A 1,336-nucleotide genomic window follows, 5' to 3' on the forward strand; every position below is an offset into this window, starting at 1 on the left:
ACTCACCATGACCGAGATATTAACGCCAGTAAAAACATTTTGGCCGCAGGGCTTGCGGTGTCAGTCTGTAGAGCGACCATAAGACCAGAACAGAGTAAAACTGGGGCGGCAGGTGCGGAACCCCGCAAGGGAAAGAAGCAGAAACCTAAATCGTGAGGTTTGGGAATCGCCGTCCGTTTACGGCGGTGAGGATGTCAAAAATTAGCGAACTCTCATCTATCCGTGTTATTAGAAATTGGTATCATTCGGCTGTCTTTAATCATTTTAGGCGTTCTTTTCGCCCTTGGCCTTTTCCTTGAGGCTATTTTAAGAATTGTCTTCGGGTTCGGTAATCCGCTTATTTACGAAGCTGATGCCGAAATTGGCTATCTTTTGGCTCCTAATCAACAAACGCGCCGGTTTTCCAATTTTATCGCCGTTAATCAGTATTCGATGCGGAGCGAGCCGATTACACCCCAACGGCCTCCGGAGACGACGAGAATCATGTTAATCGGTGATTCGATCGCTAATGGCTCCTGGTGGACGGATCAAAAAGAGACCATTGCTGCTTTAATCACCAAAAATTTAGGCCAAAATCTGACGGGTTCAGTGGAGGTTCTCAATGCTTCGGCCAATTCTTGGGGACCGCGCAATCAATCGGCCTATCTGCGACGTTTCGGCATCTTTGAATCCCAGGTGATCGTGTTATTAATGAACACCGATGATCTGTTCGCTTTAGCTCCTAGTTCGGCGGTGGTGGGACGAGAAATTAATTATCCCGCTCGCCGGCCAGCTTTAGCTTTAATCGAGTTGTACGATCGATATTTTAAGCGTTATCCTCCCCTACCACCGGTGCAAGAAGGAGGCGATCGAGTGGGCAATAATTTAACCGCTCTTGCCCAAATTCAAGCCCTTGCTCAGGCTAATCAAGCCCGTTTAATTATCGCTATTACTCCCCTCATTCGCGAAGTTAAAAAACAGGAGCGAGATCATGAATTAAAGGCCCGTCAAAGACTAGCAGATTTCACCAGCAACCAGCAGATGTTTTATCTAGATTTTCTGCCCATTTTTCAAGCTCATCCTAATCCTGATTCCCTCTATCGCGATAATATTCATCTCAGTGGAGACGGTAACGAGTTAATTAGTCAAAAACTGACCGAGGCAATCAAAAAGGTCTTTTAATTAGGGTCTGCTGAAAAACTTTTTCGTGGGGGCAGGGTGTGGGGTGTGGGGTGTAGGGTTTTACCCATTTTCAGAGGGTCAATTACCTAATTTTCAGGGAAAAAGTGCCTAAATTTCCCCCCCGATCCCCCCAATGTCTGGCACTTTTTGATGGGAAAAAAGTCTAAAATTCTTA

Annotated in this window: 1 protein-coding gene and 1 pseudogene; both read left to right on the plus strand. The window is 46.1% G+C overall.

From position 1 onward, the window contains the following. Positions 1–156: pseudogene (locus PX484_RS05900) on the plus strand (RNA-guided endonuclease TnpB family protein); the annotation flags it as partial. 66 nt (positions 157–222) lie between these two features. Further along, a complete protein-coding gene (locus PX484_RS05905; RefSeq protein ID WP_288103137.1) occupies positions 223–1,161 on the plus strand; it encodes an SGNH/GDSL hydrolase family protein in 939 nt (312 codons plus the stop codon). Positions 1,162–1,336: the final 175 nt, after the last annotated feature.

This window comes from Microcystis sp. M49636_WE2 (assembly GCF_030065375.1).
Taxonomy (GTDB): domain Bacteria; phylum Cyanobacteriota; class Cyanobacteriia; order Cyanobacteriales; family Microcystaceae; genus Microcystis; species Microcystis aeruginosa_C.